Annotated in this window: 19 protein-coding genes; 1 reads left to right on the top strand and 18 read right to left on the bottom strand. The window is 64.8% G+C overall.

Features of this window, described 5'->3' with window-relative positions:
• Positions 1–16: 16 nt before the first annotated feature.
• From ACN22W_RS02210 to ACN22W_RS02190, 5 genes are all read right to left on the bottom strand, one after another.
• Positions 17–628 carry a glutathione S-transferase N-terminal domain-containing protein gene (locus ACN22W_RS02210; protein WP_014898290.1) on the bottom strand — a complete coding sequence of 204 codons (612 nt, stop codon included), beginning with the start codon at positions 626–628 and terminating at the stop codon, positions 17–19.
• 94 nt (positions 629–722) lie between these two features.
• The gene (locus ACN22W_RS02205; protein ID WP_129513561.1) at positions 723–1,481 is read right to left on the bottom strand and encodes a cytochrome c1; all 759 of its coding nucleotides are present in this window, start codon (positions 1,479–1,481) and stop codon (positions 723–725) included.
• 21 nt (positions 1,482–1,502) lie between these two features.
• Positions 1,503–2,885 carry a cytochrome b gene (locus tag ACN22W_RS02200; RefSeq protein ID WP_129513560.1) on the bottom strand — a complete coding sequence of 461 codons (1,383 nt, stop codon included), beginning with the start codon at positions 2,883–2,885 and terminating at the stop codon, positions 1,503–1,505.
• Entirely contained in the window at positions 2,885–3,505 is a 621-nt protein-coding gene (petA, locus tag ACN22W_RS02195) for a ubiquinol-cytochrome c reductase iron-sulfur subunit (RefSeq protein WP_129514728.1), read from the bottom strand. Before petA ends, ACN22W_RS02200 begins: the two co-directional genes overlap by 1 nt.
• 218 nt (positions 3,506–3,723) lie before the next feature.
• Positions 3,724–4,470 (bottom strand): Nif3-like dinuclear metal center hexameric protein, encoded by a 747-nt coding sequence (locus tag ACN22W_RS02190; RefSeq protein ID WP_419686024.1) that lies wholly within the window; start codon positions 4,468–4,470, stop codon positions 3,724–3,726.
• Positions 4,471–4,491: 21 nt separating this feature from the next.
• Between ACN22W_RS02190 and ACN22W_RS02185 the strand changes: the two genes are divergently transcribed.
• Positions 4,492–5,697 (top strand): Do family serine endopeptidase, encoded by a 1,206-nt coding sequence (locus tag ACN22W_RS02185; RefSeq protein ID WP_419686022.1) that lies wholly within the window; start codon positions 4,492–4,494, stop codon positions 5,695–5,697.
• A gap of 206 nt (positions 5,698–5,903) precedes the next feature.
• On the opposite strand, the gene tatC is transcribed toward ACN22W_RS02185, so the two are convergent.
• From tatC to hisC, 13 genes are all read right to left on the bottom strand, one after another.
• The gene (gene tatC, locus ACN22W_RS02180; protein ID WP_048251400.1) at positions 5,904–6,692 is read right to left on the bottom strand and encodes a twin-arginine translocase subunit TatC; all 789 of its coding nucleotides are present in this window, start codon (positions 6,690–6,692) and stop codon (positions 5,904–5,906) included.
• 41 nt (positions 6,693–6,733) lie between these two features.
• Complete coding sequence (gene tatB / locus ACN22W_RS02175) at positions 6,734–7,264, bottom strand: Sec-independent protein translocase protein TatB (protein WP_129513558.1); 531 nt, start codon at positions 7,262–7,264, stop codon at positions 6,734–6,736.
• Positions 7,265–7,288: 24 nt separating this feature from the next.
• Positions 7,289–7,519: a Sec-independent protein translocase subunit TatA gene (gene tatA, locus ACN22W_RS02170; RefSeq protein ID WP_059232563.1), complete on the bottom strand. Its 231-nt coding sequence runs from the start codon at positions 7,517–7,519 to the stop codon at positions 7,289–7,291.
• 94 nt (positions 7,520–7,613) lie between these two features.
• Complete coding sequence (locus ACN22W_RS02165) at positions 7,614–7,979, bottom strand: histidine triad nucleotide-binding protein (protein ID WP_129513557.1); 366 nt, start codon at positions 7,977–7,979, stop codon at positions 7,614–7,616.
• Between the two features lie 31 nt (positions 7,980–8,010).
• Complete coding sequence (locus tag ACN22W_RS02160; RefSeq protein WP_048251403.1) at positions 8,011–8,403, bottom strand: DUF4870 family protein; 393 nt, start codon at positions 8,401–8,403, stop codon at positions 8,011–8,013.
• 68 nt (positions 8,404–8,471) lie between these two features.
• Entirely contained in the window at positions 8,472–8,837 is a 366-nt protein-coding gene (locus ACN22W_RS02155; RefSeq protein WP_006485344.1) for a phosphoribosyl-ATP diphosphatase, read from the bottom strand.
• On the bottom strand, positions 8,834–9,250 hold the full coding sequence (hisI, locus tag ACN22W_RS02150) for a phosphoribosyl-AMP cyclohydrolase (protein ID WP_048251404.1): 417 nt from the start codon (positions 9,248–9,250) through the stop codon (positions 8,834–8,836). Before hisI ends, ACN22W_RS02155 begins: the two co-directional genes overlap by 4 nt.
• Positions 9,250–10,023: an imidazole glycerol phosphate synthase subunit HisF gene (gene hisF / locus ACN22W_RS02145; RefSeq protein WP_047899625.1), complete on the bottom strand. Its 774-nt coding sequence runs from the start codon at positions 10,021–10,023 to the stop codon at positions 9,250–9,252. Before hisF ends, hisI begins: the two co-directional genes overlap by 1 nt.
• 106 nt (positions 10,024–10,129) lie before the next feature.
• Entirely contained in the window at positions 10,130–10,885 is a 756-nt protein-coding gene (hisA, locus tag ACN22W_RS02140) for a 1-(5-phosphoribosyl)-5-[(5-phosphoribosylamino)methylideneamino]imidazole-4-carboxamide isomerase (RefSeq protein ID WP_343494106.1), read from the bottom strand.
• Positions 10,886–11,048: 163 nt separating this feature from the next.
• A complete protein-coding gene (gene hisH, locus ACN22W_RS02135) occupies positions 11,049–11,690 on the bottom strand; it encodes an imidazole glycerol phosphate synthase subunit HisH (RefSeq protein ID WP_129513555.1) in 642 nt (213 codons plus the stop codon).
• Entirely contained in the window at positions 11,687–12,307 is a 621-nt protein-coding gene (locus ACN22W_RS02130; protein ID WP_419686019.1) for a YchE family NAAT transporter, read from the bottom strand. Before ACN22W_RS02130 ends, hisH begins: the two co-directional genes overlap by 4 nt.
• A gap of 62 nt (positions 12,308–12,369) precedes the next feature.
• Positions 12,370–12,957 carry an imidazoleglycerol-phosphate dehydratase HisB gene (gene hisB, locus ACN22W_RS02125; RefSeq protein WP_011546606.1) on the bottom strand — a complete coding sequence of 196 codons (588 nt, stop codon included), beginning with the start codon at positions 12,955–12,957 and terminating at the stop codon, positions 12,370–12,372.
• A 65-nt stretch (positions 12,958–13,022) separates the two neighbouring features.
• A complete protein-coding gene (gene hisC, locus ACN22W_RS02120; RefSeq protein ID WP_419686017.1) occupies positions 13,023–14,096 on the bottom strand; it encodes a histidinol-phosphate transaminase in 1,074 nt (357 codons plus the stop codon).
• Positions 14,097–14,172: the final 76 nt, after the last annotated feature.

The following is a 14,172-nucleotide window of genomic DNA, read 5'->3' as shown; positions in this document are numbered from 1 at the left end:
CCTCTCCGTCATGCCATTAACGACGCATGACCTTTTCGGACGGCGTCAGTGCTTCGATATAGGCCGGACGGCTGAAGATCCGTTCGGCGTACTTCATCAGCGGCGCGGCGTTCTTCGACAGCTCGATGCCGTAGTGATCCAGACGCCACAGCAGCGGTGCGATCGCGACGTCGAGCATCGAGAACTCTTCGCCGAGCATGTACTTGTTCTTCAGGAAGATCGGCGCGAGCTGCGTCAGGCGATCGCGGATCGCGAGGCGTGCCTTCTCGTGGTTCTTCTCCGCAGCCTTGCCCTTCTCGTTCTCGAGCGTGCTGACGTGAACGAACAGTTCCTTCTCGAAGTTGAGCAGGAACAGGCGCGCACGCGCGCGCTGCACCGGGTCGGCCGGCATCAGTTGCGGATGCGGGAAGCGCTCGTCGATGTACTCGTTGATGATGTTCGATTCGTACAGGATCAAGTCGCGCTCGACCAGGATCGGCACCTGGCCATACGGGTTCATCACCGAAATGTCTTCCGGCTTGTTGAACAGGTCGACGTCGCGAATCTCGAAGTCCATGCCCTTCTCGAACAGCACCAGCCGGCAACGCTGGGAGAACGGGCAAGTTGTGCCGGAATACAGAACCATCATATTTACATTTCCTCAAAAAAGCCGAGGGCCGACACGCGGCGCAACCCCTTTCACGGGTTCCGCCTTGCGCCGGCCCCACGCCGGTCAGGCGTGATTACTTGATATCTTTCCAGTACGCGGCATTGAGCCGCCAGGCCAGGAAAGTCAGGACACCGAGAAAAATCAGCACCCACACGCCAAGGCGCTTGCGGGTCTGCTGGGCCGGCTCGGACATCCACGTCATATAGGCCACCAGGTCGGCAACCGCAGCATCATAATCCGGTGACGACAGCGTCCCCGGCGTGACCTGCTGGAAGCCGACGAGCGTGTGGACCTTCTCGCCCGTCTCCTCGTCCGTCTTGTCTTCGAATCTGGCGGTGCGCTGCCCCTGCAGCTGCCACAACACATGGGGCATGCCGACGTTCTCGAACACCGCGTTGTTCCAGCCGGTCGGCCGCGTATCGTCGCGGTAGAAACTCCGCAGATACGTATACAGCCAGTCGCGGCCGCGCGCCCGCTCCTCGACCGACAGGTCGGGCGGCGAGGTGCCGAGCCAGTTCTTCGCGTCTTCGGGCCGCATCGCGACGGACATCGTGTTCCCGACCTTGTCGGTCGTGAACAGGAGATTCGTTTCGATCTCCTTCTGGGATATGCCCAGATCCGTCAGACGGTTGTAGCGCATCAGGTTCGCGCTGTGGCAGTTCAGGCAATAGTTTACAAACAATTGCGCGCCGTGCTGAAGCGAAACGAGATTTTCCGTGTTATCGGGCGCCCGGTCGAGCGGAAAATTACCTTCCGCCCGCACGGCCGGCGCCGCCAGCAGCGCACACGCGGTCGCCCCGATCAGCGCGAGTGTCGAAAGCAGTTTCTTCATGTCGTTCTCTCCTCGCTCTCGTTAATGGGGCTTGAAGCGCACCCGCTCCGGCGGCTGCTTGAACGTACCAAGCGGCGTCCAGACGGGCATGCCGAGGAAGAACGCGAAGTAAATCAGCGCACACACCTGCGCGATCAGCGTCGAAGCCGGCGATGGCGGCCGCGTGCCGAGGAACGCGAGGATCAGGAACGCCGCGATGAAGATCCCGAGGAACACCTTGTGGAACAGCGGCCGATAGCGGATCGACTTCACCGGGCTGCGGTCGAGCCACGGCAGGAAGAACAGCGTGATCACCGCCGAACCCATCACGACCACGCCCCAGAACTTCGATTCCGTCAGGAACATGAACACGACGATCGCCGCGGCCAGCACCGGCAGCCCGGCCTTCCACTTGCCGCGCGCGCGGATCAGCGCCAGCACGCCGAGCAGCGCGATCACGATCATCAGCACGATCTTGAACGGGTCCGTGGTGGCGCGCAGCATCGCGTAGAACGCGGTGAAATACCAGACCGGCGCGATCTCGGGCGGCGTCTGCAGCGGGTTCGCCGGGACGAAGTTGTTCGCCTCGAGGAAGTAGCCGCCCATCTCCGGCGAGAAGAACACGATCAGCGCGAACACCATCAGGAACACGCACACGCCGAAGAAATCGTGCACCGAGTAGTACGGGTGGAACGGGATGCCGTCGAGCGGAATGCCGTTCTCGTCCTTCTTCGCCTTGATCTCGATGCCGTCCGGGTTATTTGACCCCACTTCGTGCAGTGCGACGAGGTGCGCGATCACGAGGCCGACCAGCACGAGCGGAATCGCGATCACGTGGAACGCGAAGAAGCGGTTCAGCGTGACGTCCGACACCACGTAGTCGCCGCGAATCCACAGCGACAGGTCCGGGCCGACGAACGGGATCGCCGAGAACAGGTTCACGATCACCTGCGCGCCCCAGAACGACATCTGGCCCCAGGGCAGCAGGTAGCCGAAGAACGCCTCGGCCATCAGGCACAGGAAGATCGCGCAGCCGAAGATCCACACGAGTTCGCGCGGCTTGCGGTACGAACCGTACATCAGCCCGCGAAACATGTGCAGGTAGACGACGACAAAGAACAGCGACGCACCCGTGGAGTGCATGTAGCGGATCAGCCAGCCCCACGGCACCTCGCGCATGATGTACTCGACCGACGCGAACGCGAGCGTCGAGTCGGGCTTGTAGTTCATCGTCAGGAAGATGCCCGTGACGATCTGGTTGACGAGCACCAGCAGCGCGAGGGAGCCGAAGAAGTACCAGAAGTTGAAGTTCTTCGGCGCGTAGTACTCGGAAACGTGCTTCTTCCAGGTGGACGTGAGCGGGAAGCGCTGGTCGATCCAGCCGGTGAGACCTGTCGTGGAGACTTCCTTGTTGTCGCCAGCCATCACGCTTCTCCTTTCTCGTCCTTGCCGATCACGAGGGACGTCGCCGACGTGAACATATAGGGCGGGATGTCGAGATTCTGAGGCGCCGGCTTGTTCTTGAACACACGGCCGGCGAGGTCGTAGGTCGAACCGTGGCACGGGCACAGGAAACCACCCGGCCAGTCGTCCGGCAGGTTCGGCTGCGGACCCGGCGTGAAGCGTTGGCTAGGCGTGCAGCCGAGGTGCGTACACACGGCCATCACGACGAGAATGTTCTTGCGATCGGCCCGCGAGCGATATTCGTTGGCGCAATACGCGGGCAACGGCATCGAATACGGGGATTTCGTGGTTGGATCGGCCACTTCCTTGTCGGCCTTGACCACGTCGGCCAGCATCGAATCGGTGCGATTCAGGATCCAGACGGGCTTGCCGCGCCACGGCACGGTGACCATCTCGCCGGGCTTCAGGCCACTGATGTCGACCTCGACCGGCGCACCGGCCGCTTTCGCTTTCTCGGACGGCGCAAGCGACGCCGCGAAAGGTATGACGGTGGCTACGCCTCCCACGCCACCTGCTACGGATGTCGCAATCAGCCAGGTACGGCGGCCGCTGTCGACGCGTTTCTCTTCCTTGTCTCGCATCACACGCCCCACTTCTGAGTTGGATTTTCCGTCACGACTTTCCATTCCGCCGCTAGTTTGCTCGAATGGAGTCGTCATTTACAAGGCCCGGAGATGAAAATCCCTTCGAAGTGATTGATAGTTAAGGGTTTTCCCCCACTACCGGAGCGATTAAATCATTTCACTTTTAAGCGCCCGCTTCATTGCGAAATTTCGATGCGCCGCCGCAAATCCGTCGTTCAGACCGGATTATGAATATCGATAAAAAGGTGTTCGAGATCGAATTCTTCGGATAAATGGGCGCCGAGCGCCTGGATTCCGTAGCGTTCGGTCGCATGGTGCCCTGCCGCAACGAACGCGACGCCGCTCTCGGCCGCCGTGTGCGTCACGTATTCGGACACCTCGCCGGTCAGGAACACGTCCGCGCCGGCATCGATCGCCGCGTCGAAATAGCTCTGCGCGGCGCCCGTGCACCACGCGATGCGGCGCAGCTGCATGTCCGAATCGCCGAGCACGAGCGGCGTGCGGCCGAGCACGCGCTCGACCTTCGCGACGAAGTGCTCGAGCGAAACGGGCATCGGCAGCGTGGCCATCCAGCCGAGGTCGCCGTCGCCGAAGCGCTGCTCGCCGATCAGCCCGAGCTTCGCACCGAGTTGCGCGTTGTTGCCGAATTCGGGATGTGCGTCGAGCGGCAGGTGGAACGCGAACAGGTTCAGGTCGTTCGCGAGCAGCAGCTTCAGGCGCTGATACTTGCGGCCCGTGATCTGCGGCGCCTCGTTGCGCCAGAAATAGCCGTGATGAACGAGCACGGCATCCGCCCCCCATTCGAGCGCGGCCTCCAGGAACGCGACCGACGCGGTCACGCCGGTGGCGATCTTTTCGACCTTGCGGCGCCCCTCGACCTGGAGACCGTTCGGGCAATAGTCCTTGAAGCGGGCGGTTTCAAGGGTATTGTTCAAGTACAATTCAAGTTCGATCCGATCCATATAAACCTCTAATCCATTCAGATGCTTAGACGCTTCTGGCTGTTCTTCGCGCAGGCGGTTACCGTGCTGCTCGCGCTGATGTTCATCGTCGTGACGCTCAAGCCGCAATGGCTGCAACGGCAAGGACAGCTCGGCAAGCAGCTCGCCACGCCGATCGTTGCGCTGCGGGAAGTCGCACCGGGCATCGGCGGCGCGCCGGCGACCACGTCGTACGCGGAAGCCGCGCAGAAGGCGATGCCGGCCGTCGTCAACGTCTTCTCCAGCAAGGACGGCTCGCTGCCGCCCGACCCGCGCGCGAAAGATCCGCTGTTCCGCTACTTCTTCGGCGACCGCAACGCCCGCAAGCAGCAGGACGAACCGGCAGCCAACCTTGGCTCGGGCGTTATCGTGAGCCCTGAAGGTTACATTCTAACGAACCAGCACGTCGTGGACGGCGCCGACCAGATCGAAGTCGCGCTCGCCGACGGCCGCACGGGCACCGCGAAGGTGATCGGCAGCGATCCCGAGACCGACCTGGCCGTGCTGAAGATCAACATGACGAACCTGCCGACGATCACGCTCGGCCGCTCCGACCAGTCGCGGGTCGGCGACGTCGTGCTCGCGATCGGCAACCCGTTCGGCGTCGGCCAGACGGTCACGATGGGGATCATCAGCGCGCTCGGCCGCAACCACCTCGGCATCAACACGTTCGAGAACTTCATCCAGACCGACGCGCCGATCAACCCCGGCAACTCGGGCGGCGCGCTGGTCGACGTGAACGGCAACCTGCTCGGCATCAACACGGCAATCTACTCGCGCTCGGGCGGCTCGCTCGGCATCGGCTTCGCGATTCCCGTATCGACCGCGCGCACGGTGCTCGAAAGCATCATCACGTCGGGCTCGGTCACGCGCGGCTGGATCGGCGTCGAGCCGCAGGACGTCACGCCGGAAATCGCCGAGTCGTTCGGGCTCCAGCAGAAATCGGGCGCGATCGTCGCGGGCGTGCTGCAGGGCGGCCCGGCCGACAAGGCCGGCATCAAGCCGGGCGACATCCTGGTCACGGTCAACGGCGAGGACATCACCGATACGACGAAGCTGCTGAACGTCGTCGCGCAGATCAAGCCGGGCACGCCAACCAAGGTGCACGTCGTGCGCAAGGGCAAGGAGTTCGACGTGAACGTCGTGATCGGCAAGCGCCCGCCGCCGCCGAAACAGACGCTCGACGAGCAGGACAGCGATACCGAATGACGTTCGGGGCGGGCGGCGCGCCGCCGCGTGCCGGCCGTGAACGGAAATGAAAAAGGGCAGCCGAGGCTGCCCTTTTGTTTTGCATCGGAGACCGTGTGGTGTTGGCCGGTGACGTGGCCTCGCCCCGCTTTCCGCCGGCAACGCCACCGGGCCGCATCACGCCTGGCCGCAAGGCCAGCCGCCGCGCGCCGCCCGGCGCACCGTCGTCAGCTCGCGGCTTCGCCGTTCCCCGCCTCGCCCTCTTCGGCCGGCTTCTTCGGCACGAAGAACCGCGCGGCCAGGATCCCGGCCTCGTACAGCACGATGAGCGGCAGCGCGAGCATCAGTTGCGAGAACACGTCCGGCGGCGTGACGACCGCCGCGACGACGAACGCGCCGACGATCACGTACGGGCGGATCTCCTTCAGCTTCTTCACCGTCAGCACGCCCATCCGGACGAGCAGCACGACGACGATCGGCACCTCGAACGTGACCCCGAACGCGATGAACATCCCGAGCACGAAGCTCAGGTAGTTGTCGATGTCGGTCGTCATCTCGGCGCCGAGCGGCGCGTTGTAGTGCGCCATCACGCGGAAGATCGTCGGGAACACGAGGAAGTACGCGAACGCCATCCCGCACAGGAACAGAAAGTAGCTGCTGCCGACGAGCGGCACGACGAGCTTCTTCTCGTGCTGGTACAGCCCCGGCGCGACGAACGCCCAGATCTGGTACAGCACGACCGGCAGCGCGATCACGAGCGCGACGAGCATCGTGACCTTCATCGGCACGAAGAACGAGCCGGTAACGTCGGTCACGATCATCTTGCCGTCCTTCGGCAGGTTCTGCATCAACGGCCGCGCGAGCAGCTTGAAGATGTCGGGCGCCCAGTAGACGAGCCCGAGGAACACGACGATCACGGCCAGCCCCGCGCGAATGATGCGATCGCGAAGCTCGACGAGATGGGAAATGAAGGTTTCTTCCGGGGCGTCGCCCGGGTTCTGCTGGGGGTCGCTCACGCCGGCCCTCGGTAGGATAAACGTGCGAGCATGCGCTCGGCTCAGAAGAAGCGCGTCGGCCGGCGCAGGCTGGCCGGCTGGTGGCGCGCGACACGCGCGGCGCCCGACTGCACGTGCGTGCGGCGGGTGGTCGCGCGCTTGTACCAGACAGGCGTCGCCGCCTGCTTGACGCGCCAGTTGCGGCGCTTCGGCGCAAGTGCGGTCATGCTGCCGCGCCACGACGGCGCCGCAGGCGTGCCGGAACCGTAGGACCCGGCATCGCCGGAACCTTCGTTAAGACCGCCGACCGCGGAATGCCACGTGTCGTTCAGTTCCTTTTCGTGCTCGCGCAGGTTGTCGTGAATCGTCGTCTCGACATTGCGCGCGGCCGACTCGAAATCGGTTTTCATCGTCCGCAGCGCGTCGAGTTCGATTTCGCGCGAGACCTCAGCCTTCACGTCGTTGATGTACCGCTGCGCGCGGCCGAACAATGCGCCTGCCGTACGCGCGACGCGCGGCAGGCGCTCGGGGCCGAGCACCACGAGCGCGACGACGCCGATCAGCGCCATCTTCGAAAGACCGAGATCCAGCATCGCGAGCCTGTCAGCGTACGGGCGTTACGCCTTGTTCGAATCGGAACGCGTCGTTTCCTTCGCGTTGACGTCGACCGAGCCCGTGCGCGGCAGTTGCTGCGCGTCCGCCGGCGTCTCGCCTTCCTTCATGCCGTCCTTGAAGCCCTTCACCGCGCTGCCGAGGTCGTTGCCGATGTTGCGCAGCTTCTTCGTACCGAAAACCAGCGCGACGATCAGCAGCACGATCAGCCAGTGCCAAATGCTCAATCCACCCATGATGAAACATCTCCTCAACCACACCGCTTCGCGGCGCAAATCGCCGGCGACGCGCCGGCTTCGACTATCGGATGCGGGGAAACGCCCCGCGCCGTCAACCCATCCGCTGCCAGGGGCGCGGGCCGGCCAGGATATGCGCGTGCAGGTGATAGACCTCCTGCCCGCCGCCCGGGCCCGTATTGATCACCGTGCGAAAACCGGTTTCGCCGCCCGTATACGCAACGCCGAGCTGCTCGGCGAGGCGCGACACGAGCAGCATCAGCCGGCCGAGCATCGGCGCATCGCCGTCGCTCGCCGCCGACAGCGTCGGCAGATGCTGGCGCGGAATCACGAGCACGTGCGTCTCGGCCGCCGGGCGGATGTCGCGGAACGCGACGAATTCGTCGTCCTCGTGCACCTTCGTGCTCGGGATCTCGCCTGCCGCGATCTTGCAGAACAGGCAATTCGGATCGTGACTCATGTTGCTCCTGCTGACGCCCGCACGCGGCCGGTCAGAACCACGCCTGCGGATCGAGCGTCTTGTTGTCGTTCAGGTACAGCCAACCCTTGATAATACGGTACAGCGTCCAGATCCATGTGACAAACATCACTGCAAATCCGATCACGATGAACATCAGCGCGAACCCGATCACATAGGCGATCAGTGCGCGCCAGAACGTGCGGATCTGCCACTCGAAGTGATCGGCGTACGGCGTGCCGGCCACATCGCCGCGCTTCACGTAGTTGATGATGATCGCGATGATGCCCGTCACGCCGCCCGTCAACCAATGAAACGCATAGAGGCCGTAGAGCACGTGAGTCAGCGTGCGCAGCCCGTTCAGGCGTTCGGCGTCCGCGGCCCCCGGCACCGACGGCGGCGGAAACTGGCTTGGCGTATCGGTCATGATGCTACCCCCGTTAGATGACATTTCTTACAGCTTACCGCACTGTGGCCGTTCCGCGACAAAGCCTGTCACCCGCCGTTTTCCTCGCGCTCGCGGCGCTTGCGCAGCGCCTTCTCCTCGATGCCCGACAATCCTTCGCGGCGCTCGAGTTCGGCGATCACGTCGGCCGGGCTCAGGTCGAAGTGCGACAGCATCACGAGGCAGTGGAACCACAGGTCGGCCACCTCGCCGACGAGCGCGGTCGGCGCGCCGCCCTGGCGCACGTCCTTCGCGGCCAGCACGACTTCCGTCGCCTCTTCGCCGATCTTCTTCAGCACCGCGTCGTCGCCCTTGTGGAACAGGCGCGATACGTACGATTGATCGGGATCGCCGCCCTTGCGGCTATCGATCACGGCCGCGAGGCGCAGCAGCGTGTCTTCGGTGGATTGCGTCATTTGTAGATGTGTTCGGGGTCTTTCAGCACCGGATCGACCGCGACCCAGTCGCCGCTGTCGACGTTGCCTTCGAATTTCTGGAAGAAGCACGAATGCCGGCCGGTGTGGCACGCGATGCCCGACACCTGCTCGACCTTCAGCAGCACGACGTCCTCGTCGCAATCGAGCCGCACCTCGTGCACGTGCTGCACGTGGCCCGACTCCTCGCCCTTGAACCACAGGCGCTTGCGCGAGCGCGAGTAATAAACCGCGCGCTGCGTCTCGATCGTCTTCGCCAGTGCCTCGCGGTTCATCCACGCGAACATCAGCACGTCGTTCGTCGACGCTTCCTGCGCGATCACCGGCACGAGGCCGTTGTCGTCCCAGCGAACCTTGTCGAGCCACGCGGGCAGGGATTTCGTTTCCGTATTCATCACAGCCTCACCGGGATGCCCTGGTCGGCCATGAAGCGTTTCGCCTCGCCGACCGTGTGCTCGCCGTAGTGGAAGATGCTCGCCGCCAGCACTGCGTCGGCGCGGCCGTCCTTGATGCCGTCCGCGAGATGCTGCAGCGAGCCGACGCCGCCCGACGCGATCACCGGCACCGGCACCGCGTCCGACACGCCGCGCGTGAGCGCGAGGTCGAAACCCGACTTCGTGCCGTCGCGGTCCATGCTCGTGAGCAGGATCTCGCCCGCGCCGAGCTCGGCCATCTTGCGCGCCCATTCGATCGCGTCGAGGCCCGTGCCCTTGCGGCCGCCGTGCGTGAACACTTCCCAGCGCGGCGTCTCGCCATCGGCCGACACGCGCTTCGCGTCGATCGCGACGACGATGCACTGCGAGCCGTACTTGTCGGCCGCGTCGCGCACGAGCTGCGGGTTCGCGACCGCCGACGAGTTCATGCTGACCTTGTCCGCGCCCGCGTTCAGCAGGCGCCGCACGTCCTCGACGGCGCGCACGCCGCCGCCGACCGTCAACGGAATGAAGACCTGCGATGCAACGGCTTCGATGATCGGCAGGATCAGGTCGCGCTGGTCGGAGGTCGCGGTGATGTCGAGGAAGGTCAGTTCGTCGGCACCCTGGTCGTCGTAGCGGCGGGCGATTTCGACGGGGTCGCCGGCGTCGCGCAGCTCGACGAAGTTGACGCCCTTGACGACACGCCCGGCAGTCACGTCCAGGCAGGGGATGATGCGTTTAGCTAGAGCCATGATGTTGCGCCAAATGCCGCGATGGGACGGCCGGTTACGGAAGCCTCGCGCGAGGCTTCCGGTCGGGGCCGCCTGCGGGCAGCCCCGGCGAACGGGACAACCGCGGTTACGCGTTGTCGAGTTCGCCGTTCAGTTCGTCCGCGCGCTTTTGCGCGGCCGCGAAATCGAGATCGCCGGAGTAGATCGCGCGGCCGCAGATCACGCCTTCGACGCCTTGCTCTTCCACTTCGCACAGGTTCTCGATGTCCGTGAGATTCGACAGGCCGCCGCTGGCGATCACCGGGATACCGACCGCCTGCGCGAGCTTCACGGTCGCCTCGATGTTGATGCCCTGCAGCATCCCGTCGCGGCCGATGTCCGTGTAGACGATCGATTCGACGCCGTAGTCCTCGAACTTCCGCGCGAGATCGATCACTTCGTGGCCCGTCAGCTTGCTCCAGCCGTCGGTCGCGACCTTGCCGTCCTTGGCATCCAGGCCGACGATGATGTTGCCCGCGAACGCGGTGCACGCATCCTGCAGGAAGCCCGGATCCTTCACGGCGGCCGTGCCGATGATCACGTAGGACAGGCCGGCGTCGAGATACTTCTCGATCGTCTCGAGGCTGCGGATGCCGCCGCCGAGCTGCACGGGGATTTCATCGCCGACTTCGTCGAGGATCGCCTCGATCGCCTCGAGATTCCTCGGCTTGCCGGCGAATGCGCCGTTCAGGTCGACCAGATGGAGCCGCCGGGCGCCGAGATCGACCCACTTGCGGGCCATCGCCGCCGGGTCCTCGGAGAAAATCGTAGCCTGGTCCATATCGCCCTGTTTCAGGCGTACACACTGACCGTCTTTTAGATCGATGGCCGGAATCAGCAACATAGCAATCGGATGTCGTCGTGGAAAAAGAAAAGAATCCGGCGCGCACCGGCCAAACCGGTGCCGCGCCGTCTCGCTAGTTTAGTACAACTCTTTCGGCGTCTTGGCGGGCAAGCCCCGTGCGACGGGCCTTTCCGGCCCGCCGACTGTGGCACGCACGCGACGTTCACGGTTTCCAGTGTACGAAGTTGCGATACAGACGCAACCCGACCTCCGCACTCTTCTCGGGGTGGAATTGGGTCGCGAAGAGATTATCGCGCGCGACCGCCGACGTAAACGGCGCGCCGTAGGCGGTTTCGCCCACCGAGTGCGCCGGGTTGTCCGGCGTCACGTAATAGCTGTGCACGAAGTAGAAATACGCGTCGTCGGGCACGCCGTCCCACAGCGGGTGAGGCTGCGACTGGCGCACGCGGTTCCAGCCCATCTGCGGCACCTTGAAGCGCGAACCGTCGTCCTGCAGCCGGCCGTCGAGCTCGAAACGCACGACCTTGCCGGGCAACAGGCCGAGGCCCTTCGTGTCGCCTTCCGCGCTCCAGTCGAACAGCATCTGCTCGCCGACGCACACGCCGAGCAGCGGCTTCGTGCGCGACGCCTCGATCACGGCCTCCTGCAGGCCCGATTCGCCGAGACAGCGCATGCAGTCGGGCATCGCGCCCTGGCCGGGCAGCACGACGCGGTCGGCCGCGCGAATCGCGGCCGGCGTGTCGACGATCGCCACGTCGGCGGCCGGTTCGGCCTTCTTGAGCGCCTGCGCGACCGAGCGCAGGTTGCCCATTCCATAATCCACAATCGCAATCGAAGTTTTCATCTCAGTGCAGGCAGTAGCGCCCTCAGTCCATTGACGATGAATTCCACCGCCAGCGCCGACAGCATCAGACCCATCAGCCGCGTGGCGATGTTGATGCCCGTGCGGCCGATCCAGTTCGCGATCGGCTCGGCGAGCCGCATCGCGACGAAACACAGCAAAGCCAGGACCGCGCCGATCGCGACCAGCCCGGCCCGCTCATACCAGTGACGCGAATTCGCCGCATAGATGATCACCGTGCTGATCGAGCCGGGGCCCGTGAGCAGCGGAATCGCCAGCGGCACGACCGCGATGTTGTCCTTCAGCTCGGCCTCGTGGCGCTCCTCGGGCGTCGATCGCGTGTTGCCGATCTGCGCGTTCAGCATGTTGATCGCCATCAGCAGCATGATGATCCCGCCGCCCACTTCGAGCGACCCGACCGAAATGCCGAAGAAGTCGATGATCTGCTGCCCGAGCAGCGTCGTCACCGTCATCACGCAGAACACCGACACCGACGCGATCCGGATCGTGCGGCGGCGCTCGTCGTCCGTCTGCTGCGCCGTCAGGCTCAGGAAAAACGGCACCGCGCCGATCGGATTGATCAGCGCAAGCAGCGAAATGAACGATTTGAGCAGATCCATCGCAAGCCGGCGCCGTGCGCCGAAGCCGTGAGGTTGTCCTTAGCGTCCGTCCGTTCGGAAGGTCAGAGGCTGCCTTTCGTCGACGGGATCTGCCCCGCCGCACGCTCGTCCAGCTCCACCGCCGCGCGCAGCGCACGGCCGAAGGCCTTGAACACCGTCTCGAGCTGATGGTGCGCGTTGATCCCGCGCAGGTTGTCGATGTGCAGCGTGACGCCCGCGTGATTCACGAAACCGCGGAAGAATTCGATCGACAGGTCGACGTCGAACGTGCCGATCCGCGCACGCGTGAACGGCACGTGGAATTCGAGGCCCGGCCGGCCCGAGAAGTCGATCACGACGCGCGACAGCGCCTCGTCGAGCGGCACGTACGAATGGCCGTAGCGGCGGATGCCCTTGCGGTCGCCGATCGCCTTCGCGACGGCCTGCCCGAGCGTGATGCCGACATCCTCGACCGTGTGGTGGTCGTCGATATGCGTGTCGCCATGCGCTTCGACCTCGAGATCGACCAGACCGTGTCGCGCGATCTGGTCGAGCATATGGTCGAGAAACGGCACACCGGTGGCCAGCTTCTGCCGGCCGGTGCCGTCGAGATCGAGCTTCACACGGATCTGCGTTTCGCTGGTATTGCGAACGACTTCCGCCACACGCATGGCAATTCCTTGATTGAGTCTGATGTAAATGGGGATTGATCGTCGCGCGCCGCCGCGCCCTGGGCTCAACCGGGCAGCGCGAGTTTCAAAGCAGCCAGCAGGCGGGCGTTTTCGTCGGGAGAACCGACGGTCAGCCGCACGCATTCAGCCAGCAACGACTGCATTTTACTCACGTTTTTGACCAGCACCCGCTCGGTGAGCAGCGCATCGAACACGGCAGCCGCGTCCGGCACGCGCACCAGCAGGAAATTGCCGGCGCTCGGGAACACCGTCGCGCCCGGCAGCGCGGCCACGGCCTGCGCGAGGCGCGTGCGTTCCGCACGCAATTCGGCCGCCTGCGCGTCGAGTACGCCGAGGTGGTCGAGCAGGAAATCCGCGGTCGCCTGGGTCAGCACGTTGATGTTGTACGGCGGGCGCACCTTGTCGAATTCGGTCAGCCACGCGGGCGAACCGACGAGATAACCGAGGCGGATGCCCGCGAGGCCGAGCTTCGACACCGTGCGCATCACGACGACGTTGTCGAACTCGGCGGCGCGCGGCAGCCACGAGCGCTCGGCGAACGGCTGGTACGCCTCGTCGATCACGACCAGGCTGTGCCGCGCGGCCGCGACGATCCGCTCGACGTCGGCATCGTCGTACAGCGTGCCGGTCGGGTTGTTCGGGTACGCGAGATAGACGATCGCCGGCCGGTGCTCGTCGATCGCCGCGAGCATCGCGTCGACGTCGAGCGTCAGGTCGGCCTTCAGCGGCACGCCGACGAATTCGAGCTGCGCGAGCTTCGCGGACAGTTCGTACATCACGAAGCCCGGCACCGGCGCGAGCACCTTCGCGCCCGGCCGCGCACACGCGACCGACATCATGCTGATGATTTCGTCCGACCCGTTGCCGAGCAGCACGTCGCATGCGGCCGGCGCGCCCATCGCGTGGCGCAGCTTGTCGAGCAGCGCAGCCGGGCGCGGCGCCGGGTAGCGGTTCAGCGCGACCTGCGCGAGACGCTCGCCGAGCGCCGCGGCGAGCGGTTCGGGTAGCGGATACGGGTTCTCCATCGCGTCGAGCTTCACGAACCCGCTCGCGTCCGGTACCGGGTAGCTCGTCATCGCGAGCACGTCGCGGCGGATGATGTCTTGTGGCGTCGTCATGGTCTCAAGCCGGCGTGCGTCGCGCCGGCGTCAAATGGTCGGCAAGGCGGCGGCCGCCGCCCTGCACTCGTCTCCA

The organism is Burkholderia theae (genome assembly GCF_048565265.1).
GTDB classification, from domain to species: Bacteria; Pseudomonadota; Gammaproteobacteria; order Burkholderiales; family Burkholderiaceae; genus Burkholderia; species Burkholderia theae.
Note: the sequence above shows the minus strand (reverse complement) of the source record. Positions and strands in the feature narration are given on the sequence as shown.

Bases quoted from the DNA above. Each gene is read 5' to 3' on its own strand.
- ACN22W_RS02160 (WP_048251403.1), bottom strand. From the start codon at position 8,403: ATGACCGATACGCCAAGCCAGTTTCCGCCGCCGTCGGTGCCGGGGGCC.
- ACN22W_RS02190 (WP_419686024.1), bottom strand. From the start codon at position 4,470: ATGGATCGGATCGAACTTGAATTGTACTTGAACAATACCCTTGAAACC.
- tatB (WP_129513558.1), bottom strand. From the start codon at position 7,264: ATGCTGGATCTCGGTCTTTCGAAGATGGCGCTGATCGGCGTCGTCGCG.
- hisH (WP_129513555.1), bottom strand. From the start codon at position 11,690: ATGAAAACTTCGATTGCGATTGTGGATTATGGAATGGGCAACCTGCGC.
- hisA (WP_343494106.1), bottom strand. From the start codon at position 10,885: ATGTTGCTGATTCCGGCCATCGATCTAAAAGACGGTCAGTGTGTACGC.
- ACN22W_RS02165 (WP_129513557.1), bottom strand. From the start codon at position 7,979: ATGAGTCACGATCCGAATTGCCTGTTCTGCAAGATCGCGGCAGGCGAG.
- ACN22W_RS02205 (WP_129513561.1), bottom strand. From the start codon at position 1,481: ATGAAGAAACTGCTTTCGACACTCGCGCTGATCGGGGCGACCGCGTGT.
- ACN22W_RS02130 (WP_419686019.1), bottom strand. From the start codon at position 12,307: ATGGATCTGCTCAAATCGTTCATTTCGCTGCTTGCGCTGATCAATCCG.
- ACN22W_RS02210 (WP_014898290.1), bottom strand. From the start codon at position 628: ATGATGGTTCTGTATTCCGGCACAACTTGCCCGTTCTCCCAGCGTTGC.
- hisC (WP_419686017.1), bottom strand. From the start codon at position 14,096: ATGACGACGCCACAAGACATCATCCGCCGCGACGTGCTCGCGATGACG.
- hisF (WP_047899625.1), bottom strand. From the start codon at position 10,023: ATGGCTCTAGCTAAACGCATCATCCCCTGCCTGGACGTGACTGCCGGG.
- petA (WP_129514728.1), bottom strand. From the start codon at position 3,505: ATGCGAGACAAGGAAGAGAAACGCGTCGACAGCGGCCGCCGTACCTGG.
- hisB (WP_011546606.1), bottom strand. From the start codon at position 12,957: ATGCGTGTGGCGGAAGTCGTTCGCAATACCAGCGAAACGCAGATCCGT.
- ACN22W_RS02200 (WP_129513560.1), bottom strand. From the start codon at position 2,885: ATGGCTGGCGACAACAAGGAAGTCTCCACGACAGGTCTCACCGGCTGG.
- tatA (WP_059232563.1), bottom strand. From the start codon at position 7,519: ATGGGTGGATTGAGCATTTGGCACTGGCTGATCGTGCTGCTGATCGTC.
- ACN22W_RS02155 (WP_006485344.1), bottom strand. From the start codon at position 8,837: ATGACGCAATCCACCGAAGACACGCTGCTGCGCCTCGCGGCCGTGATC.
- ACN22W_RS02185 (WP_419686022.1), top strand. From the start codon at position 4,492: ATGCTTAGACGCTTCTGGCTGTTCTTCGCGCAGGCGGTTACCGTGCTG.
- hisI (WP_048251404.1), bottom strand. From the start codon at position 9,250: ATGAATACGGAAACGAAATCCCTGCCCGCGTGGCTCGACAAGGTTCGC.